19 protein-coding genes are annotated in these 19,334 nt (G+C 67.4%); 11 read left to right on the top strand and 8 right to left on the bottom strand.

The annotated features are described in order from the left end of the window. Position 1 precedes the first annotated feature (1 nt). Complete coding sequence (locus Q331_RS0112135) at positions 2-1,441, top strand: amidohydrolase family protein (protein WP_026380899.1); 1,440 nt, start codon at positions 2-4, stop codon at positions 1,439-1,441. Between the two features lie 72 nt (positions 1,442-1,513). Here Q331_RS0112135 and Q331_RS0112130 read toward each other — a convergent pair whose 3' ends face one another. From Q331_RS0112130 to Q331_RS21390, 3 genes are read right to left on the bottom strand one after another with little or no spacing between them, the layout of a single operon-like run. Next, positions 1,514-2,494, bottom strand: coding sequence for a CobW family GTP-binding protein (locus Q331_RS0112130; protein WP_051631107.1), 981 nt, complete (start codon positions 2,492-2,494; stop codon positions 1,514-1,516). Positions 2,495-2,520: 26 nt separating this feature from the next. Continuing rightward, a complete protein-coding gene (locus Q331_RS0112125) occupies positions 2,521-2,994 on the bottom strand; it encodes a RidA family protein (RefSeq protein ID WP_026380897.1) in 474 nt (157 codons plus the stop codon). Between the two features lie 51 nt (positions 2,995-3,045). Further along, a complete protein-coding gene (locus tag Q331_RS21390) occupies positions 3,046-3,855 on the bottom strand; it encodes a GntR family transcriptional regulator (RefSeq protein WP_245615630.1) in 810 nt (269 codons plus the stop codon). Between the two features lie 345 nt (positions 3,856-4,200). Here Q331_RS21390 and Q331_RS0112115 point away from each other — a divergent pair, with 345 nt between their 5' ends. From Q331_RS0112115 to Q331_RS0112070, 10 genes are read left to right on the top strand one after another with little or no spacing between them, the layout of a single operon-like run. After that, positions 4,201-5,199, top strand: a complete 999-nt coding sequence (locus Q331_RS0112115) for an ABC transporter substrate-binding protein (protein WP_051631106.1) — start codon at positions 4,201-4,203, stop codon at positions 5,197-5,199. Between the two features lie 27 nt (positions 5,200-5,226). Further along, the gene (locus tag Q331_RS0112110) at positions 5,227-6,051 is read left to right on the top strand and encodes an ABC transporter permease (protein ID WP_051631105.1); all 825 of its coding nucleotides are present in this window, start codon (positions 5,227-5,229) and stop codon (positions 6,049-6,051) included. 38 nt (positions 6,052-6,089) lie between these two features. After that, positions 6,090-6,920 carry an ABC transporter ATP-binding protein gene (locus tag Q331_RS0112105; RefSeq protein WP_051631114.1) on the top strand — a complete coding sequence of 277 codons (831 nt, stop codon included), beginning with the start codon at positions 6,090-6,092 and terminating at the stop codon, positions 6,918-6,920. A 13-nt stretch (positions 6,921-6,933) separates the two neighbouring features. Then, positions 6,934-8,019, top strand: coding sequence for an NAD/NADP-dependent octopine/nopaline dehydrogenase family protein (locus Q331_RS0112100; protein WP_026380893.1), 1,086 nt, complete (start codon positions 6,934-6,936; stop codon positions 8,017-8,019). Continuing rightward, positions 8,016-8,906 carry a dipicolinate synthase subunit DpsA gene (locus tag Q331_RS0112095; RefSeq protein ID WP_026380892.1) on the top strand — a complete coding sequence of 297 codons (891 nt, stop codon included), beginning with the start codon at positions 8,016-8,018 and terminating at the stop codon, positions 8,904-8,906. The genes Q331_RS0112100 and Q331_RS0112095 overlap by 4 nt, the downstream gene beginning before the upstream one ends. Then, positions 8,903-10,246 carry a dihydroorotase gene (locus Q331_RS0112090; protein WP_026380891.1) on the top strand — a complete coding sequence of 448 codons (1,344 nt, stop codon included), beginning with the start codon at positions 8,903-8,905 and terminating at the stop codon, positions 10,244-10,246. The genes Q331_RS0112095 and Q331_RS0112090 overlap by 4 nt, the downstream gene beginning before the upstream one ends. Before the next feature lie 22 nt (positions 10,247-10,268). After that, positions 10,269-10,919 (top strand): hypothetical protein, encoded by a 651-nt coding sequence (locus Q331_RS21385; protein WP_051631104.1) that lies wholly within the window; start codon positions 10,269-10,271, stop codon positions 10,917-10,919. Then, the gene (locus Q331_RS0112080; RefSeq protein ID WP_026380890.1) at positions 10,919-11,110 is read left to right on the top strand and encodes a 2-hydroxymuconate tautomerase; all 192 of its coding nucleotides are present in this window, start codon (positions 10,919-10,921) and stop codon (positions 11,108-11,110) included. The genes Q331_RS21385 and Q331_RS0112080 overlap by 1 nt, the downstream gene beginning before the upstream one ends. A 6-nt stretch (positions 11,111-11,116) precedes the next feature. Beyond that, positions 11,117-12,106: an isochorismatase family protein gene (locus tag Q331_RS0112075; RefSeq protein ID WP_026380889.1), complete on the top strand. Its 990-nt coding sequence runs from the start codon at positions 11,117-11,119 to the stop codon at positions 12,104-12,106. Positions 12,107-12,158: 52 nt separating this feature from the next. Then, positions 12,159-13,487: a cytosine deaminase gene (locus Q331_RS0112070; protein ID WP_026380888.1), complete on the top strand. Its 1,329-nt coding sequence runs from the start codon at positions 12,159-12,161 to the stop codon at positions 13,485-13,487. A gap of 27 nt (positions 13,488-13,514) precedes the next feature. Here the strand turns inward: Q331_RS0112070 and Q331_RS0112065 are convergent, their stop codons facing one another. The 5 genes from Q331_RS0112065 to Q331_RS0112045 form a co-directional block, all read right to left on the bottom strand. Beyond that, on the bottom strand, positions 13,515-14,690 hold the full coding sequence (locus Q331_RS0112065) for a GNAT family N-acetyltransferase (protein ID WP_026380887.1): 1,176 nt from the start codon (positions 14,688-14,690) through the stop codon (positions 13,515-13,517). Beyond that, positions 14,656-16,011, bottom strand: coding sequence for an oligosaccharide flippase family protein (locus Q331_RS21380; RefSeq protein ID WP_051631103.1), 1,356 nt, complete (start codon positions 16,009-16,011; stop codon positions 14,656-14,658). The genes Q331_RS0112065 and Q331_RS21380 overlap by 35 nt, the downstream gene beginning before the upstream one ends. Then, the gene (locus Q331_RS21375; protein ID WP_169738500.1) at positions 16,008-17,036 is read right to left on the bottom strand and encodes a lipid II:glycine glycyltransferase FemX; all 1,029 of its coding nucleotides are present in this window, start codon (positions 17,034-17,036) and stop codon (positions 16,008-16,010) included. Before Q331_RS21375 ends, Q331_RS21380 begins: the two co-directional genes overlap by 4 nt. A gap of 74 nt (positions 17,037-17,110) precedes the next feature. Further along, positions 17,111-18,316 carry an ATP-binding protein gene (locus tag Q331_RS0112050; RefSeq protein ID WP_026380886.1) on the bottom strand — a complete coding sequence of 402 codons (1,206 nt, stop codon included), beginning with the start codon at positions 18,314-18,316 and terminating at the stop codon, positions 17,111-17,113. A 200-nt stretch (positions 18,317-18,516) separates the two neighbouring features. Further along, positions 18,517-19,272: a TVP38/TMEM64 family protein gene (locus Q331_RS0112045; RefSeq protein ID WP_210164948.1), complete on the bottom strand. Its 756-nt coding sequence runs from the start codon at positions 19,270-19,272 to the stop codon at positions 18,517-18,519. Between the last annotated feature and the right edge of the window lie 62 nt (positions 19,273-19,334).

Raw genomic sequence — 19,334 nt, 5'->3', positions numbered from 1 at the left:
CATGCGTACGCTGATCGAAAATCTCGACGTCGCCTTCCTGGTCAACGCCAGGGACGACATCCTGCGCGGCGCCAGCATCGTCCTGGAGGACGACCGCATCGCCGATATCGGCCCCGCCGCCGATATCGCCGCCCGCTACGAGGGCGCCGATTTCGACCTCGTCATGGACGGCACCGCGCGCGGCATCTGTCCGGGCTTCGTCGACAGCCATGTGCACCTGTCGGAAACCCTGTCGCGCGCCGTCTTTCCCGATAACCTCAACACCCGCGCCTGGGTGTTTCACTGGGCCAAGCCCTTCTACGCCTTCATCACCGAGGAGGACGAATATTGGGGCGCGCTTTTGGGCATCACCGAGATGCTGCGCGCCGGCACGACCTGCTTCCTCGACATGGGCTCGCAATACGATCCGGGCATCACCATCCGTGCCATGCAAGAGACCGGCATGCGCGGCATCACCGGCCGCCACGCCGCCGACAACCCGCCGGCCGAGCTGCCGCGCGGCTGGACGGATGAGATGGTGCGGCACCATTTCTTCCCCGACGCCAAGGCCGCGCTGAAGGAGCTTCAGGCCTGCGTGGAGAAATACCACGGCGCGCTCGACGGCCGCGCCCGCTGCTGGGTCAATATCGAGGGCAAGGAGCCGTGCACGCTGGAGCTGCATGTCGGCGCGCGCGCCCTGGCCGAAAAGCTCGGCGTCGGCACCACCTACCATCTGGCCACCTCCATCGAGGAGGCCAAGGTCTGCGAGGAAAAGCACGGCTGCTGGCCGATCACCCGCATCGCCCGCTCCGGCGGTCTCGGCGAGAACCTCGTCATCGCCCATGGCGCGGCGGTCAAGGACGAGGAGATCGACCTGATGGCCGAGCACCGCACCAAGGTCGCCTTCTGCCCCTCCTCCTCCTACAAGCTCGGCAAGGGCGCCACCGCCATCGGCAAGTATCCGGAGATGGTGAAGGCCGGCGTCACCGTCGGCCTCGGCACCGACGGGGTGTCGGCCGCCGGCAATCTCAACTTGATGCGGCAGATGTTCCTGGTCGCCGGCATGTTCAAGGATGCGCGCCTTCAGCCGAGTATCTTCGGCGCCCGCGAGGCGCTGCGTGCCGCCACCATCGACGGCGCCAAGGCGCTGATGTGGGACGACGAGATCGGCTCGCTGGAGGTCGGCAAGAAGGCCGACTTCATTCTCTTCGACCTCGACCACATCGAATGGACGCCCTTCCACGATCCCTTGCAGGCGCTGGTCTATTCCGCCTCCAGCGCCACCATCGCCGAGACCTGGGTGAACGGCGTGCCGCTCTATGCCGGCGGCAAGGTGCAGAGCCTTGACGAGCGCCAGCTCCGCTTCAAGGCGCGCCAGCTCGCCGCCGCCGCGGTGGTGCGCGCCGGCCTGCACCAGGAGGACGTGCCGACGACGACGACGCTCTACGACAGCGGCAACTGAGGGGTCGGCGACTGAGGGGTCGGCAACTGGGGGGCGGCGACGCAGAAACCGGCGGGCGGGCGGCCCGCCGCCTCACGCCACCTCCACCTTCAAAAAGTCCTCAAGCGATCGCGCGACGGCGCTGTGCGGAATGCCGCGGGTGATGAAGACGAGCTGCGAGGCGGCGCCCGGCGGCCATGCGGCGAGCGCTTCCAACGGATAGACGACATGCTGCACGCCCTGCACCACCAGCGGGCGCGGCTCGTCCTTCACGGCCAGAAGCCCCTTGACGCGCAAGATGTCGTCGCCGCGCGCCGCCAGGAGCAGCTCCAGCCATTCCACGAAATCGGCCCGGGCGACGGGCGCCTTGAAGGCGACGGGAAAGCTGCTCGCGCCGCCATGGCCGTGCCGCGCCCCGGCGGCATCTGCGCCTGCCGCGGCCGCAGCGCTGCGGCCCGCGCTCGCCTTCGCCGGCGGCTTCAGCAGCGATGCCGGCGAGGGCGGTTCCTCGCGGCTGGAAAGAAGCCTCTCTGCGTCCGGATTGATCTCAGAAAGCCGCCGCTTGAGGAGGGCGAGCCCGTCTTCCTCGGCGAGATCCGCCTTGGTGACGACGAGCGTGTCGGCGAGCGCGGCCTGCTGCACGGCCGTGTCGTGGCGCTGCAGCGTGGCAAGCCCGCAGGTGGCGTCGATGGCGGTAACGATGCGCCCCAGCCGGTAGGCGGCGCTGAGGCGCCGATCGCTGAGAATGGCCGCCGCCACCGGGGCCGGATCGGCAAGGCCCGTCGTCTCGATGACGGCGCGCGAAAAGCGCGGCGCCTCGCCGGCCTCCGCCAGCGCCTGCATGCGCGCCAGCGTGGAGACGAGATCGTCGCGCACCGTGCAGCACAGGCAGCCCGATTGCAAAAGCACCGCGTCCTCGGCGACCTCGCGCACCAGGAAATGGTCGAGCCCCACCTCGCCGAATTCGTTGATGACGACGGCCGTATCGGCAAGCTCCGGGCGGGCGAGGAGATGGCGCAGCAGCGTCGTCTTGCCGCTGCCCAGAAAGCCGGTGAGGATATGCGCCTCGATCATCTTTGCGGCCTCGCCCGCCCCGCCGTTCAGGCCCCGTCCACCACCTCGAAGATGGCGTCCACCTCCACCGCCACGTTGCGCGGCAGCGTGGCGCAGCCGACGGCGGCGCGGGCATGCCGCCCGGCCTCGCCGAACACCTCCACGATGAGGTCGGAGGCGCCGTTGATGACCTTCGGCGGATCGGGGAAATCGGGCGTGGCGTTGACGAAGCCGCCGAGGCGCACGCAGCGCGCCACCTTGCCCAGATCGCCGTCAAGCGCGGCGCTGAGATGCGCGATGATGTTGATGGCGCAAAGCCGCGCCGCCGCCTGTCCGTCCTCCACCGAGACGTCCGCCCCGAGCTTGCCGGTATATTTGACCGTGCCGTTCTCCACCGGCACCTGGCCGGAAACGTAGAGAAGGTTGCCGGTGCGCGCGACGGGGATGTAGTTCGCCGAGGGCGTCGACAGGGCGGGAAGGGTGATGCCGAGCGATGCCAGGCGGTCGTTGATGGCGCTCATTCATTCTCTTTCTGGTTGCTGAAGGTCTTGGCTAGCCGATCGAGGTTCCGGCTAGCTGATGAAGGTCGGGCCGATGGCCGGCGGAAGCTCGATATGCAGCTCCCCCTGGTGGAGGGAAGGGCCCTCGCTGCCGTTGCCCTTGTGCAGTTTCAACACGTTGCGTGCGGTGGTGCGGATGTCCTTGGTCATGGCGCGCTGGGCCATGGCGGCGTCGTTGAGATGCAGCGCCTCAAGAAGCTCCGCATGCGCCGAGGCGTCCCAGGGCATGCCCGGCGCCAAGAGCGAGAAATACATCGTCGGCCCGCATTGCAGCCACAGATCCTCAATCAGCGGCAGCAGCACCTGCGACTGCGCGGCCGCGTAGAGCGTGAAATGGAATTTTTGATTGAATTGCAGGCAGCCGAGGATGTCGCGCTTGGCGATGGCGCGCAGAAGGTCGCAATTGATGGCGCTCAGCTCCTCGATGAGCTTGGGCGTGGCATGGGCGCAGGCGGCCTTGGTGGCCATGCCCTCGCACAGGACGCGGACTTCGGTGATTTCCTTCAGCCATTCGGCATTGCGCCGCGGCACGCGCACCGATTTGTTCGGCGGCGCCTCCAGAACGTTGGCGGCAACCAGATGCGATAGCGCATCGCGCACCGGCATCGGGCTGGTGCCGAGCTGCGCGGCGAGCTTGCGCAGGCTCATCACCTGGCCCGGCACGAAGGCGCCGACCATCAGCCCGTGCCGCAAGGTCTTCAGCACCTGGCTGTGAACCTCGCCGCGATTGCGCCTGGCTTCGCTCTTGTCTGCGCCCTTGGCGCCTCCCTTCTGCGGTGTGGCGGCATCGCGCGGCGCGTCTTCTTTCGCCCTCTCGCTCACGCTGAAGTCTCTCCCCGCTTCGTTTCTTCGCTGCATACTCTAGCTGTATCTGCTCCGGATACACGTCCGACGTGCCGATGATGTCGCCGCACAACCGCCCCGGTCAACATGCGGCCGCTTTGCGGGCTGGCAGATGTGACGAAATTATCTTTCCGTTCCCTGCCGAGAAAGCTTGACAATCACGATAGTGAGATCACACTCTGTGATCAAGAATAAAGATTGCGGACCACCCGCCGGGTGCAACGCCGCAGCGTGGCCTCTGGCCTGCCGATACGCGCCGGAGCCGCCATCACCGCTTCGCCCGCGTCTTGCGGCGGCCGAAGCCAGTCACAGGAGGGAAGCTGGATGTTATCTGGGAAAAGTGTGGGATTTGGGAGGCGCACCTTCGCTGCCGCCTTCGCCGCGGCCATGGCCTTCGGCGCGGGCTCCGCGTTCGCGGCCGAGGATGTCGATGTCCGCTTCAGCTGGAAGCTCAAGGGCGAATACGCGCCGTTCTTCCTGGCCAAGTCGAGCGGCGCCTTCGAGGAGGCGGGGCTGAACGTCACGCTTGGCGAGGGTGCCGGCTCGCAGGCCGCGCTCGGCGCGCTCCTGCAGGGCCAGGAGGATATCGTCGTCATGCCCGGCATGTTCGCCATCTCTGCCATCCAGAAGGGCATGCCGGTCAAGCTGGTGGCGCTTTATCATCCGCGCACGCCGGTGGTGATGATCTCCCATCCCGACAACCCGGTTACCGAGCCGAAGGATCTGGAAGGCAAGACGCTCGCCACCTCCGTCGGCGAGACGGGCACCTCGTTTCTGGAGCCTTTCTGCGTCATCAACGATGTCGACTGCTCCAAGATCAACACGGTGATGATGGATTCGCAGTCGCGCGTGCCGCAATTCCTGCAAGGGCAGGTCGATGTCGTCAGCGCCTATCTGTCCAACGATCTGCCGATCCTGGAGAAGCAGACGGGCGAGGATTATCCGATCCTCGATCTCGGCAAGCACGGCCTCGCCGCGCCCGGCATGGCCGTCGTCACCAGCGACAAGCTGCTTGAGGAGCGGCCGCAGGTGCTTTCCAGCTTCCTTGCTGCCGTCGGCGAGGCCGTCAAACAGGCCAAGGCCGATCCGGCGAAGGCCGCCGAGGTGATGAAGGAAGCCTGGCCGGGCGGGCCCGATCTCGACATCATCGAAAAGCAGGTCAAGGCGACCGTCGATGCGGTTCCCAGCTACGATGCCAAGCCGGTCGGCTGGATCGAGGAAAGCGAGATCAGGGCCGCCCTCGATCTCCTGGAATCGCAGGAGGGTTTCGGCGAGGCCAAGTCCGTCGATGCCTTCTACAGCAACAGCCTTCTGCAGCAGTAGCCGATAGGAGGGGAGGCGGTGAGCCAGATGAGTCAGGAAGCAACCGTGGCGGTCTCGCCTGGAACCGAGAAAAAGCGACAGGTCAAGAAGCCGAGGGGTGAACCGCTCCTGGAGCGCTTCTCGGCGCTGATCCTCGCGGCCTTCATCCTGCTTGTCTGGCAGGTCTCCGTCCCCCTTTCCGGCATTTCGGAGTTCGTGCTGCCGACGCCCTGGGCGATCGCCTCGCGCATCGTTACCGACTTCCCGCTCTTGATCTCCAATGCCTATGTGACACTGTTTGAGGTTCTGGCGGGCTTCGGCTCCGCCGCCGTCATCGGCGTGCCCACGGCGCTCGCCATCTTCTACTGGCGGCCGGTGGAACGGGCCGTCTATCCGCTGCTCATCGCCCTGCAGACCATCCCCAAGGTGGCGCTGGCGCCGATCCTCGTCCTTTATCTCGGCTATGGCTGGGCGCCGAAGATCACGCTCGCCTTCCTCATCGCCTTCTTCCCCATCGTGGTGGCGACGGTGGTCGGCCTGCAATCTCTGGACAAGGGCCTCGTCAACCTGGTCCGCTCCATGGGCGCCAGCGAATGGCAGACCTTCACCAAGATCCGTCTGCCGGCGGCGCTGCCCAACATCTTCGGCGGCTTCAAGGTGGCGATCTCGCTTTCCGTCATCGGCGCCGTCATCGGCGAATACGTCGCCGCCGAACAGGGGCTTGGCTACCTGCAGCTTCTCGCCAATTCGCAGTTCGATACGACGCTCAATTTCGCCACGGTGGTGATGATCTCCGGCCTCGGCGTCATGCTCTACTTCATCCTCACCTTCGTGGAGAAGAAGGTGACCTTCCATCGGGAAAGCGCCAAATGAGCACGGGTACGATGAGCGTTCCGGCCGCCGGAACCTGGATGAGCGACGGCGTTCAGACGGCGGAGATTGCCGCTTCCTCCGCCGACCCCAAGGGCGCCGCCGTGCGTCTGCAGGATGTCTCCAAGATCTATCAGTCGCGCCAGGGCGAGGATATCGTCGCCCTGGAGCGCATCTCGCTCGATATCGCGCCCGGCAGCTTCGTGTGCTGCGTCGGGCCGAGCGGCTGCGGCAAGAGCACGCTTTTGTCGCTGCTTGCCGGCCTCATTGCGCCGACCACGGGCCGCACGGTGATCGATGGCGCGGAGGTGAAGTCCGCCCATCCCAAGGTCGGTGTCGTCTTCCAGTCCGACCTCTTGCTCTATTGGCGCACCGTCCTCGACAACATCCTCTTGCCGGTCGAGATCAAGAAGCTGCGCCGCGCCGATTACGAAAAGCACGCTCTGGAGCTTCTGGAGCAGGTGGGGCTTGCCGGCTTTGAGGAGAAGTATCCGAGCGAGCTCTCCGGCGGCATGCGCCAGCGCGTGGCGATCTGCCGGGCGCTCATCCAGGAGCCGGGCCTGCTTCTCATGGACGAGCCCTTCGGCGCCCTCGACGCGCTGACGCGCGAGCAGATGATCCATGACGTGCAGCGCATGTGGATGCGGGTCGGCAACACCGTCCTGTTCATCACCCACGACATCGACGAGGCGGTCTTTCTCGCCGATCGGCTTCTGGTCATGTCGCCGCGACCCGGTCGGATCGATCTCGACCTGACCATCGATATGCCGCGCCCGCGTCAGCAATCCGATATCCACGAGAACCCGAATTTTGCGCGCTACGTCCGCCAGGTCCGCGAAATCTTCGAGGCCAAGGGCATCCTCAAGGCGTGAGCGCGGAGCCAAGATGAAAGTCACCGTCATTGGAGGCGGCGCCGGCGGCGCCGCGGCCGTCGCCGAGCTGACGGCGGCCGGCCATAGCCTCGCCCTGTGGAGCCGCTCGCCCGAAACCATCGCGCCGATCCTGGAGCGCGGCGGCATCGGTTACGAGGGCGTCCTCGGCGAGGGCCTCGCCAGGCCGTCGCGGGTCACCAGCGATATGGGCGAGGCGATCGCCGGCGCCGAAGTGGCCGTCGTCATGCTTCCCACCCATTCGCACGGCGCCGTCGCCGCGCATCTGGCCAAGGCCGGCTGGCCCGCCGAAGCGCCGGTCGTCCTCAATCCCGGCCATACCGGTGGCGCCCTGGAATTCGCCTCCGCCTGGCGCGGCGTCAGGGCCGATCTGCCGCCGATAGCCGAATTCTCCACCCTCACCTATGTCGCCCGCAAATACGCGCCGGACGTTGTCACGGTGACCGGCCGGGCGAAATCGGTGCGCGCCGCCTGCCTGCCCGGCGGCGAGAGCGCCCTTGAGGCCGGCTGCGCCCTTTTTCCGGGCGCCAGCCCCGTCGCCGACGTGCTCGCCTCCAGCCTTTGCAACGCCAATCTCGTCCTGCATCCCCCCGGCGCCGTCCTCGCCGCGGCCTGGGTGGAGGCGACCGGCGGCGACTTCACCTTCTATGGCGAGGCGATGACGCCGGGCGTTGGCCGCGTGCTTTCCCGTCTCGACGAGGAGCGCCGCGGCGTTGCCCGCGCCTTCGGTCACGAGCTTCCCGGCATCGTGGAGGAGATGCGCCGCATCGGCACGGTGGAGGCGGATGCCGACCCGGGCGATGTCGTCGCCGCCATCTCCGGGGGCGAGGCCAACCGCAAGATCAAGGCGCCGGACACGCTTCAGCATCGCTACTACCGAGAGGATTTCGGCCACGGCCTTCTGCCTTTTCTGGAGCTCGCCGGCATTGCCGGCGTTGCGGTGCCGATGGCGCGGGCGCTCTTTGATCTCGGCGAGGCGGCCGTCGGCGCGAATTACCGCGAGGGCGGGCGCACCGCCGCCGCCATGGGGATTGAAGGACTGAGCCGGGAGGAGCTGATGGAGCGCGTGAGGGGATTATGAACTGGAAGGAACGGGTGATCGCCGTCGTCGCCGGCGACAGGCGCGAGCAGGAGATTGCGCGCTGCGCCGCCGCGACCGGGGCCGAGGTGCGCGCCTACGGTTTCGAATGGCCTGAGGGCGGCATTGAGGGCGTTGCGCGCGCCGCCTCGTTTGAGGAGGCGGTGGACGGCGCCGATGTGGCGCTCTTTCCCATCCCCGGCATCGCCCCGGACGGGGCGCTCTTTGCGCCGGCCTTTGAGGAGCGCATCGTCCCGACCCGCGAGGGCCTGGCGAGGATGCGCAGGCCCGGCCACATCATCCTCGGCTGGGCCGACGCCAATCTGAAGGGCCATTGCGAGGCGCTCGGCATTTCCATCCACGAATACGAATGGGACGACGCGCTGATGCTTCTGCGCGGCCCGGCCATCGTGGAGGGCATGCTCAAGGTCATCATCGAGAATACCGACATCACCATCCACAAGGCGCGCATCTGCTGCGTCGGCCAGGGGGTGATCGGTACCCTGGTGACGCGCGCTTTGATTGCGCTCGGCGCGCATGTGCATGTCGCCGCCCGCAATCCCGTGCAGCGCGCCGCCGCCTATGCCGCCGGCGCCGAGCCGCACGAGCTTGCCGGCCTCGCCGAGGTGGCCGGCGCGATGGACATGCTGATTTCCAGCGTCCCGGCGCAGATTGTCACCCGCGACGTGCTTCAGCGCATGCAAAAGGGCGCCCTTCTCGTCGATCTCGCCGCCCCTCCCGGCGGCATCGACCGCGAGGCGGCCGCCGAGCTCGGCCATAAATTCGTCTGGGCGCGCGGCCTCGGCAGCCGCGCCCCGGTGACGGTCGGGCGCAGCCAGTGGGGCGGCATTGCCGAACGGATTGAAGCGGCTTTCGGAGAGAGAAGTTGAAGGCAGATCTGGTTATCCGCAACGCCCGCGTCGTCGACCATGACGGCGAGTTCCATGGCGGCGTTGCCGTACGTGGCGGCGTCATCGTCACCATCGGCAGCGACGAGGCCCTGCCTGAGGCGACGCGCGAGATCGACGCTGAGGGCCGCGTTCTGATGCCCGGCATCATCGACCCGCACTGCCATCTGGGCGTGAAGTACCCCTATCCGGAGGATATGCAGACGGAGACCGCCGCGGCCGCCTCCGGCGGCGTCACCACCGTCCTTCTCTACATCCGCAACCTGAAGGAATCCTACCTGCCCTTCTACGCCGAGCGCAAAGGCCTCGGCGAGGAGAACGCCGTCATCGATTTCGGCTTCCATTTCGGCATCCAGCGCGAGGAGCACATCGCCGAGATCCCTGAGATCGTGGCCAAGACCGGCGTCAAATCCTTCAAGTGCTATTTCGGCTACGAGCCCGACAATCCCATCGGCATCGTCCCGGCGACCGACGGCTGGGTCTACGCCGCCATGCGCATCATCGCCGGCATCCCCGGCGGCGTCATCAACGTGCATTGCGAGAACACCCAGATCGCCAGCTGGATCAAGAACGAGATGAAGCGCACCGGCCGCCAGGATCTCGGCGCCTACACCGAATCGCGCCCCGCCTTCTGCGAGGTGGAGACCATCCGCCGGATGATCTTCCTCGCCGAGAAGACCGGCTGCCCGCTGCATCTGGTCCACACCTCCGTCGGCATGGGCCCGGTGCTGGCCGCCGAGGCGCGCTCGCACGGCATGGACGTCACCGTGGAGACCTGCCCGCATTACCTGACGCGCACCTGCTACGACGAGGATCTCGACATGCGCGCCAAGATCTCCCCGCCCTTGCGCGATCGCAGCGAATTGGAGGGGCTGTGGCGCGGCATCAAGAACGGCACCGTCTATAGCCTCGGCACCGACCATGTGCCCTTCTTCCCCAAGAAGGGCGAGGATCTGTGGAACGAATTGCCGGGCGTCGTCTCCTTCCCCTGGGAGCTGCCGCTGATGCTGCATTTCGGCGTCCATCAGCGCGGCATCTCCCTGTCGCGCCTGGTTCAGCTCAATTCCTATCATCCGGCCCGCCGCTTCGGCCTGTGGCCGAAAAAGGGCGCCATGCAGGCCGGCTCCGACGCCGACCTCGTCCTCGTCGACCTTAACGAGGAGCGCACCGTGGAGCACACGGGCAAGGGCACCTGCATCTACGAGGGCTGGAAGCTGAAGGGCTGGCCGGTGCTGACCGTGGCGCGCGGCGAAATCGTCTACGAGAACGGCGCCGTCAGCGAGGATTACGGCCGCGGCCGCTGCGTCACGCTGCCGGCATGAAGCTCCCCCGCGAAGACGACCCATGCTGATGAAGGCGCCCAAACCCTCCTTCGACATGCTCGCCCGCGAGGCGGGACGCATGGTGAGGAAGATGTTCGCCAGCCATCCGGGCCTGCGGGCGGAGCGTCTTTGCGGCGTCCATAACCCCTGGGGCTTCGCCACCGACCTCCTCGATGCCTGGCATCTTCTGGAGCTCTGCGAGGCGGAGGCGCTGGTGGAGCGCGTCGTCGCCGTGATCGGGCCTGATGTCATCCTCTGGGACAGCCAGGTCTACCGCGGCGCGGAGGATTACCGCGCCTTCCTCGCCGAAGGTCGCGAGGGACGCTATTGGCCCGCCGACCCGCTGCAAGGCGCGGTGGCGGTGCTGCGCCTGGGCGAGCCCGGCGCGCCGCCGCATGTCTTCGCGGTGCCCGTGGATGAGGCCGCGAAGGCGAAGCTCGCCGGCGCCGCCGGCCCTCTCTACGTCATCCGCTACATGGCCGCGACCTCGCGCTTTCGCCGCGAGCCGGGCTTCGCGCCCAACCGCCTCGGCATGCAGGAGCAGCTTCTTATCGACTACACCGCCCGCCCGCTCTGGCTCGTCAGCGGCGAGGACAAAGCGGGCAACGATTTCGTCACCGGCTTTGCGCCCAGCGCCGCGCGCTGGGCCGGGCCAAGAGGGAGGACAGAGTAATGCCGTTCGTCGTCGTCGAGATGTGGGAAGGCCGCACCACCGACCAGAAGCGCAACCTGGTGCGCGCCATCACCGACGCCATGGTCACCCATTGCGACTGCAAGCCCGACCATCTCCACGTCGTCATCCACGACGTGCCCAAGGATAGCTGGGGGCGCGCCGGCGTGCTCGGCTCCGACCAGAAAGACTGAACCGATATGTCGCTTGACCCCATCGACCCGCGCAGCGCCGCGCTTCTCGTCATCGACCTGCAGAACGCCTTCATCCACGAGCAGGGCACGCTCGGCGTCTCCGGCGTCGACACCGACCGGCTCGCCTCCATCGTGCCGCCGCTGAAGACGCTTATCCCGCGCTTCCAGGAGGCCGGGCTTCCGGTCATCTGGACCAAACAGGTGCATCTTGAGGTCGATGCCAGCCGGGCGAAGAAGAAGCTCGCCTCCCATACCCAGAAGCGCAAGCGCATCTCCGCCATCGAGGGAAGCTGGGACGCGGAGATCGTCGACGAATTGAAACCCTTCGCGGAGAAGAACCCGACCTGGGTCGTCACCAAGCACCGCTTCGGCGCCTTTCACGAGACGCGCCTTGAGATGCTTCTGAAGATGCTCGGCACCCGCACCCTCTTCGTCACCGGCGCGACGACGAATGCCTGCGTGGAGACCTCCATCCGCGAGGCCTATCTGCGCGATTTCGACGTCGTGGCCCTCTCCGACTGCATCTCCGGCGTCAACGCCGATTGGGAGGCGACGGCGCAGCGGGTGTGGACGCAGTATTTCGGCACCCTCGCCGATTCCGCCGAGGCGCTCGCCTGGCTGGAGGAGAAGAGCCGGCCGCGCACGCTCCGATACGGCCATATGCTCCTGCTGGTGGAGGACATGGAGCGCTCGGTGCGCTTTTACGTCGACAAGCTCGGCTTCGATATCCGCCCGGCCAAGCCGCTGGCCGACGGACGCGCCTTCACCGCCTTCCATCAGGGCATCGCCCTCGTCGACGGGCGCGAGGCCGGTCACCGCCAGGTCGATCATATCGCCTTTGAGGTCAACGACGTGCGCGGCCTGCGCGAGCGGCTGAAGGCGGAGGGCGTCGATTTCTTCCAGGACCTGCATGACGGGCCCTACGGCCTTACCGTCTATATCGCCGACCCGGACGGCACCAAGGTGGAGCTCTACGAGGTCGGCGCCAGCGCCTGAGATGAGGGCGGGCCCAGAGAAAAGGGCAGTCCCTGAGAGGAGCGGAGCCGACGTGAGCGCTTTTGCCGGTCCCTGGCCCGAGAAGGGCTCCCTCGTCCTTCGCCGGGCGCGCATCCCGCGCCTTTTCCTGGAGCGCGCCTTGGGCGCCGATGACGGCGCCTGCCTCCTTGCCGATATCTTCATCGAGGACGGGCGCGTGGCGCGCCTGCTTCCGGCCGGGCAGGCGCCGGACGAGGCCGGGTTGGCGGTCGTTGACTGCGCCGGCCGGCAGGTCTGGCCGACGCTCGTCGACATGCACACCCATCTCGACCGCGCCCACAGCCTCTCCCTGGCGCCCAATCCGGACGGAACTTTTGCGGGCGCGCGCGCCGCCATGGCGCGGCTGCGCGGCCTCTTCACGCCCGAGGATACCGCCGCGCGCATGGATTTTGCGCTCCGCGCCGCCCATGCGCGGGGCGTCTCGGCCATCCGCACCCATGTCGATTCACGTGCCGAGATCGCCGAGGCGAACTGGGCGCTCTTCGCCGACATGCGCGCACGCTGGGCGGGTCGCGTGGAGCTTCAGGGCGTCGCTCTTCTGCCGGTGGAGACCTACGCCACGCCCGAAGGCGAGGAGCTTGCCGAGCGTGTCGCCGATCTCGGCGGCTGCCTTGGCGGCGTCGCCGAATTTCCCGTAGAGGGATCGCCGGACGAGCTTGCCCGCCTGCGCAAGGCGCTCGCCGCGCTGATGCGGCTGGCGCGCCGGCACGATCTTGATGTCGATCTGCATGTCGACGAGACGGCCGATCCGCGCGCCCGCGCCCTTGAGCTGGTGGCCAAGGCGGCGATCGAGGCGGGCCATGTCGGGCGCGTCGTCTGCGGCCATTGCTCCAGCCTGGCGCTGCAGGAGGAGGCGGTGGTGAAGAGCGTTCTTGAACTCGCGCGCCGGGCGGGGCTGCGCTTCGTCACCCTGCCGACCGCCAATCTGATGCTCCAGGAGCGCCTTCCCGGCCGCACGCCGCGCTGGCGCGGCGTCACCCTTCTCCACGAGATCGAAGCCGCCGGTCTTCCCATCGCCATTGCCGGCGACAATTGCCGCGACGCCTTCTACCCCTATGGCGACGGCGACATTCTCGACACCTTCCGCCATGCCGTGCCGGCCCTTCACCTTTACCCTGAGGAGGATGCTTCGCTGGCGATGATCGGCCCCGTGCCGGCGTCGATCTGCGGCTTCGCCGGCCATGGCTTGATCGGTGAGGCAAGAGCCGCCGATCTCATCCTTTTCCAGGCGAGCACCGTCAACGAGGTGCTGAGCCGCCCCGACCTTGCCCGCAAGGTCGTTCGCGCCGGCATCGCGCTCACCGAGCCGCCGCCCGCCTATCCGTTGCCGGGCGAGGCTTGAGCGGTCCGGCCCGGCGCCGATCCCCCCTCAGGCTAGCGGCGCGACGTATTTCGCCATCTGCCGGCGCACGCCGGCGGGAAGCCGCTCGAAACCCTGTTTCAGGCCCGGCTTGATGCGTCCGAGATAGAGCGAGGCGAGCGTGCCGGAGGAGGAGACGGGAAGGATGTAGTCGTGCACATCGGTGGTTGCGCTCGCCCATTCCAGCTTGTGCTCGTAGGCCGGCGGCAGGAAGTCGAGGATGTCGATACCGAGCTCCGCGCCATGTTCCACGAGGTGCCAGAAGATGAGCCGTCCGGGTCCGTTGCGGGCGAAGTCCGGCGCGTAGCTTTGCAGGAAGGAATAATAGCGGCCGGCCGCTAGAAGGCCGATTTCCAGCGCGGCGAGGCGCTCGCCGACCGAAAGGCGCAGGATGAAGAGCTTGCCGCGCTCGGCGAGGTTCAACAGGCAGGCACGCGCCGCCGGATGGGTGAGGCCGACGCTGGCAAGGCCGCGCTCCGCCACCCAGTCGAGCTTCAAGCCCAGCGCATCGCGGACGGCCTGGACCTGCGCCTCGGCGGTTTGAAGACGCTCAAAGCGCACCGGCCCTGATTTCTCCAGCTGCTTCACCCGTCGCTTCAGGCTGTTGCGCGTGCGCCCGCTGCGCTGCGCCTCCGGCGCGCCGATCCTCACGAAGGGAGCGCCGTCGGCGCGCGATCCTGAGCCGGCGTCGAGCCCCGGCAGTTGCAGGAGCGGCGAATCCGCCCGCACCCGCCTCAATTCCAGCGCGGCGACGTCGCCCCAGGTCAGGATTTCCTGCCGCACGGCCGCAAGCGCCTGCGCGACCGGTTCGTCCCGGTCGATGAGGATGCCGCTATACTGCGTCAGCGGCTCGCCGAGACTGTGCGCCAGGCGCATCGGCCCGAGCCGGCGCACCGCCAGCGGCCAGAGCGCCACCAGTCGTTCCGCTCGGTGCACGGCGAGGATGCGCACATCCTCCCTGGCGCCGGCCGCTTCCATGGCCTCAAGCCAGGCGAGGCACCAATCGGGACCCTGGAAGGCAAGACCGTCGCAATCCCTCGCCAGCGCCTTCCATGTCGGCGCCATGGCGCGCGCTCCCGCGACATCGGTGACGAGCGAGACCGAGGGATTGGCCGCGAGGGAAGGGGAGGAGATGGAGGGTATCGGCACGTCAGGCGCCCTTTGCGAGGGGGTTGCGGCGGTCACTTGCTGCGCCGGCGAAGGCTGTCAAGGAGGCGAGGACATCCGCCCGCAATCCGCTACGGCGATGGAGGGCGAGCGCCAGCGCGCCGGTCCATACCAGGAAGGCGACGACGACGGCTAAGGCCGCGCCGGTGGTGCCGAAGGTCGGAGCGAGCGCGGCATTGCCGATAATGAGCGTGAGGATCAGCAACAGGGCGATGCGCAGCACCCGGCCCTGGCCGCCGATCAGCGTCATCAGGGGAACGGCGGGCCCGGCGGCGGCGCGCAGCACCTGCGCGCCCACCAGGAGGACGAGGGCCGGATAGCCGGCCACGAAAGCCTCTCCGAAAAGCTGAAGGACCTGCGCCCCGCCTGCCAGCGTGGCGAGGAAGATGGCGGCGGCCGCGCCGGTTGCCAGGAGGTTGCAGCGCCTGAGCGCGCGCGCCGTCGCCCCGCTGTCGCGGCTGGCATGCGCGTCGGCGAGATCCGGGCTGGCGACCTGATGGACGGCCTGCACCACGAAGCCGACGAGGAAGGAGAGCTTCAGGCAGATGCCGAAGACGGCCAGTTCCTCCGCCGGCAGGAAGGGGCCGAGAAGCACCAGATCGAGATCGGCGAAGAGGGAGGTGACGAGGGCGACGATGGAAAGCGGCCAGGCGAGGCGGCGCCAACTGCGTGTCAGGCGGCGGCGCGGGCGGGCGAGACGTTGGTGTGGCAGGAGCGGTTGCAGCTTCAGCGCCTGGCCGGCCGCAAGAAGCACGATGACGAGGCTGAGAAGCGCCGTCGCCACTGCGGCCGAAAGCGGCAGGCCGAGACCCGCCGCGCCGGCGATGAGGAGAACGAACAAGGCCGGCCGGATGAGAAGCTCCGGCAGGAAGGCGAGGCCGAAGCGCCTTGCGCCATTGGCGAGCCCCCCGTTGACGCGGCTGATGGCGATGGCCGGGATGGACAGGGCGGCGAGGGATGCCGCCCAGCGCGTCTCGCCGGAAAGTCCCGGTAGCGCCCAGGCGCCCCCAAGGACGAGGAGCGCGACCAGAGCCGATATTTGCCCGGCGTCGCGCCTTGCCTGGCGCACGAAGCTGCCGGCAAGGTCGGTGGCGCCGCGCACCCGGTAGCGCGAGACGAAGCGCACCGCGATCGAGGGATAGCCGAAGGCGGCGACCATGCCGAGAACGGCCGCAAGGCTGGTGGCGAAGAAGAAGATGCCGAGCGCTTCGGGCGCCAAGAGGCGCGCGAGCAGAAGCTGGGTGAAGAGCCCGATGGCGGCGCCTGCAAGGCGCGCGCCCACCAGGCCGGCCGAGGCGAAGAGGCCGCGCGGGGCGGCGTTTTTCGCCGTCGCCTTCATACGTTGGCCTTGCCGCCGAGCCGGATACGGCGGCGCATCTCGCGAAACCGGAAGACGAGATCGGAGGCGATGCGCCCGCCCAGCCTCGTCCAGCGATCGTGCTCGGCGATGGCGACGATGGCGCCGCCCTTGCCCACCATGCCCTTCTTGAACTGCTTCAGCCCCGGATCGGAAGCCTCGCCGCCGAGGTCGTACCATGTGACGCCCTGTTCGCGCAGCCAGCCGGCGATCCACCAATGCAGCGCATAGCCCGCCTTCAAGGCGAGGGCCTCTTCGCTGCTGGCGCCGAAGACGTAATAGGCGGTGTCGCCGAGGACCGCGATGACGGCGCCGGCGACCGGGCGGCCCTCGTGCCATGTCAGCACGGTGTGGGGCGCCAGCGCCTCCGGCATCTCGGCCATGAGGCGCGGAACGAGATGCAGCGCGTCGCGGTCGTCGTGGCGCTTGCGCGCCACCATCTCCTGGTGCAGCCGCCGGAAGGTTGCCCGGCCCTCCTCATCGTCGCAAAGGTGGGTCTGAAGATTGGCGGCGGCTTTCTTCAGGTTGTAGCGCCATTTCTGGGCAAGGCTCTGGCGCAGTTCGTCTTCGCCGAGGGAGACGTCGACGAGATAGCGGTTCGGGTCGACCATCTTCCGGCGTACCGCAAAGCCCGCCTCCGCCAGCATCCGCGTCTCCGCTTCGGTGTATTGGGCGTGCGGGCGCGGCAGCACGGTGAGGAGATGGCCCTGGCGGTCGCAATATTCCGCCACCAGCGCCGCCAGCATCCGGCGGTAGATGGCGGGCTCCGCAGGCTCGTCGCGCCTGCGCCACATCGGCCCGAACTTCACATAGGCGAGCCCCCGCCCCCCCACCCTGAGGATGACGACTTGCGCGGCGGCGAGCGTCATGCCCTGCCGTCTCAGCACGAGATGGCTGAGGCGCCGACTTCCCCAGGAGTCTTCACCACAGGAAGCGCTTTGCTCGTAGCTGGCATCCTCGTAGTCGGCGATAAGCCGGTTCCATGTCTGTGGCGATGGGCGCGGCAAGATAGCGGCCTCGATTGGGGCCCCCAGTGGCTCGGTCGCGGCGGGCATTTCGCATCGGTCGAAGAGGGCGAAGCTCATCCGGCGGTTCCTCGCTGGGTGGCCATCGCCGTGCTGGCGGCGCCGCCACTTCCCTTCCATCCGAGCTGGCGGGCGAAAAGGCAGAGGGTCGGCATCGGATCGCGCCAGGACCAGGTCATGTGCACATCGGCGGTGACTGCCAGGAATGCCAAGCGGGCGGCCCAGCGCATAGCAGCTCCGGCAGAAATATCGCCCTGTGCGAGCGCCGCCTTAAGGCCTCTGATGTCACCATAAGTCCAGGCATAGAGGAGGCCGGCCTGGCCGGAGCGGGGTGCGATCTCTCCGGTAGCCGGATCGGCTAGGCGTATCGCCAGCTCGCCAAGCTGAAGCCCGGCGGCCTCGGCGATGGCGTGATTGCCGGCGACGCGCGGATTGATTTCCAGGAAATGGACTTCGCCATGCTTGCGATCGACGAGAAACTGGGCGCAGCCGATGCCGGTGTAGGACAGGAGCCCGAGAAGGCGCTTCGTATGGGTAAGCAGCCGCGCATCCGGCTCAACACTCCGGCCCTCGACCGCAAGGCCGGTGCCGTCGGGATGGTCGGTGCGCTCGATCAACGTCTCCAGATGACGCACCAGTCTTCCCTTCTGCGCCGCGAAGTAAACATTGTGCCGAAGACCGCGGACCTGGCGCTGCAGGATGAGGCCGCGATGCCCGGCAGGCCAGGCCGGCAGGGCGCGGGTGAGGCCATCTTCGCTGTCCACGGTCAGGGCTTTCTTCTGTCCGAGCCGCTGCGCGGAGACGAGCGACCGGATGACGAGCGGAAAGCCGATACGGTCGGCTTCGCTGGTAAGCTCTTCGTAGCTGTCGACCTGCGCGAAGGGGGCCACGGGGATTCCTGCCTCTTCGGCAAGGGCGTAGGCGCCGAACTTGTCGAGCAAGAGCTTGACATGCCGTGCGGTCGGCGTGGCGTAGAGACGGTCGTCCGGTAGGCGATCGGCGATGTCGGCCAGAAGCCGCACGAATCCTTCCGCCACCGGCAGGACCACCTTGATGTCGGGGCGTTCCGCCAGAAGCCCGAGGAGGGCGTCGATGAAGGTCTCCTGCTCTTCCAGCGGCGGGTGGTCCCACGCCTCGTCGGCAAAGCGCGATCGTTCCGCCTCGCCTTCGCCGCCGCCAAGGCCGACCATTGTGAGGTAGCCGAGCTGCTTCAACGTTCGCACGAGCGTTATGGTCGGACGATAGTTGCCGAGAAGCAGCACTGCATCCTGCGACTGTGCTTCACGCGGCGATACCGCGTTGCAATCCATGGCTGAACCCCACCGGCAAGAAAGCGACCGGATATTCGAAATTTACCGGCGCAGGCTAATGACCGCCCCTTTCGATTCCGTTGCTGCAGAGTCACTTTCGGGCGATGGCTGAGCCCATCCGACTAACCTTATCGTTCCGTCGCGACAGGTGCCTACGAACGGTCGCGGCGTAGCGTCCGCGCGATGGCGTTGCGCGTTCGCGCCGGCAGGACCCGCCAGGCGAAAGGCAGAAGGGTAAGCGCGCCGAGCGTCAGCACGGTCAGAGCAGCACGCCGCAAATCGCCGGAGGCGAACTCGTCTCCGAAATGGGCGAGCAGGAAGCTCGCCGGCAAAATGCCAAGCAGCGTGGCGGCGGCGAACCGCCAGAGCTTGATTGGTGTAGCGCCGGCCGCGTAGCTGATGACGTCGAAGGACAGAAACGGCATCAGGCGGCTGATGACGATTGCCGCCATGAGCGCGTTCTGAGAATGTAGGAACCGGCGCAGGAAGCTCGTAGAGGCCTGCCTTGCAAGCCAGTCCTGCAGTGCCGGGCCGCCGATGAAGCGGGCGATTCCGAACGCTACAAGGGCCCCGAACTCTGCCCCGATGAGGACGTAGAGCGTTCCCCAGAAATGGCCGTAAGCAGCCCCGGCAGCGAGTGCGATTGGTGCGCTCGGAATTGGGCTCATCACGATCGCCAGCGCCATCAGGACGACGATCAGCATGGGTCCGGCGACGCCGAGATGGGTAAGGAGCCCCTTGAGTGTTTCCGTATCCGTCACGTGGCGCACGGCGCTGAGACGGTGCAGGAGCAGGTAGGTGATCGCAAAGGCCGCCAAAAGAGCGATGCCGGCCAGGATGCGCTTCCACGGCCATTGTCGGGTTGTATCGGGAATCCAGTCTAGCATTGCGCGACGTTTTGCTCGCAAAGTGGTGCATGGGGCGCTTGTCGATAGCCGATGATCGATGGCATCAGTTCCAATGTGCAAGA

This window comes from Afifella pfennigii DSM 17143, from assembly GCF_000688515.1.
Lineage (GTDB): Bacteria > Pseudomonadota > Alphaproteobacteria > Rhizobiales > Afifellaceae > Afifella > Afifella pfennigii.
The sequence above is the reverse complement of the archived record's forward strand: the minus strand, read 5'-3'. Positions and strand labels throughout refer to the sequence as shown.

What these genes read in the sequence shown, in the direction of transcription:
- Q331_RS0112135 (WP_026380899.1), top strand. Translation starts at nt 2, where the DNA reads ATGCGTACGCTGATCGAAAATCTCGACGTCGCCTTCCTGGTCAACGCC.
- Q331_RS0112115 (WP_051631106.1), top strand. Translation starts at nt 4,201, where the DNA reads ATGTTATCTGGGAAAAGTGTGGGATTTGGGAGGCGCACCTTCGCTGCC.
- Q331_RS21385 (WP_051631104.1), top strand. Translation starts at nt 10,269, where the DNA reads ATGCTGATGAAGGCGCCCAAACCCTCCTTCGACATGCTCGCCCGCGAG.
- Q331_RS21380 (WP_051631103.1), bottom strand. Translation starts at nt 16,011, where the DNA reads ATGAAGGCGACGGCGAAAAACGCCGCCCCGCGCGGCCTCTTCGCCTCG.
- Q331_RS0112095 (WP_026380892.1), top strand. Translation starts at nt 8,016, where the DNA reads ATGAACTGGAAGGAACGGGTGATCGCCGTCGTCGCCGGCGACAGGCGC.
- Q331_RS0112110 (WP_051631105.1), top strand. Translation starts at nt 5,227, where the DNA reads ATGAGTCAGGAAGCAACCGTGGCGGTCTCGCCTGGAACCGAGAAAAAG.
- Q331_RS0112130 (WP_051631107.1), bottom strand. Translation starts at nt 2,494, where the DNA reads ATGATCGAGGCGCATATCCTCACCGGCTTTCTGGGCAGCGGCAAGACG.
- Q331_RS0112105 (WP_051631114.1), top strand. Translation starts at nt 6,090, where the DNA reads ATGAGCGACGGCGTTCAGACGGCGGAGATTGCCGCTTCCTCCGCCGAC.
- Q331_RS0112125 (WP_026380897.1), bottom strand. Translation starts at nt 2,994, where the DNA reads ATGAGCGCCATCAACGACCGCCTGGCATCGCTCGGCATCACCCTTCCC.
- Q331_RS0112100 (WP_026380893.1), top strand. Translation starts at nt 6,934, where the DNA reads ATGAAAGTCACCGTCATTGGAGGCGGCGCCGGCGGCGCCGCGGCCGTC.
- Q331_RS0112075 (WP_026380889.1), top strand. Translation starts at nt 11,117, where the DNA reads ATGTCGCTTGACCCCATCGACCCGCGCAGCGCCGCGCTTCTCGTCATC.
- Q331_RS0112080 (WP_026380890.1), top strand. Translation starts at nt 10,919, where the DNA reads ATGCCGTTCGTCGTCGTCGAGATGTGGGAAGGCCGCACCACCGACCAG.